Source organism: Streptomyces sp. GbtcB7, from assembly GCF_019091445.1.
GTDB classification, from domain to species: domain Bacteria; phylum Actinomycetota; class Actinomycetes; order Streptomycetales; family Streptomycetaceae; genus Streptomyces; species Streptomyces mirabilis.
Window position 1 is genome coordinate 1 of record NZ_JAGXJM010000605.1, and the last position, 238, is coordinate 238.

The 238-nt window shown below is 74.8% G+C and carries 1 pseudogene; it reads left to right on the top strand.

Annotated elements, in window-relative coordinates:
* Positions 1 to 238: pseudogene (locus tag KVT44_RS56980) on the top strand (ABC transporter permease); the annotation flags it as partial.

Below are 238 nucleotides of genomic sequence, written 5' to 3' on the forward strand. Positions count from 1 at the left end.
CGTGCGCTACTGGCCCTCCCTGCAGGGCATCCTCGCCGGCCAGGACTTCTCCACCGGCACCGCGGTGGAGCACTGCTCGGCGCCCTGTCTCGGTCTGTCGTACCAGGGCGCCACCCAGGTCACCCAGCTGATCCTGGCGAAGCGGCCGGTCCGCCTGTCCCTCGTGTTCGGCGGGTTGGTGCTGTGGCTGTTCCTCGGGGCGGCCCCCGCCACCCCCCCCGCGGGGCGGCGCGGTGGG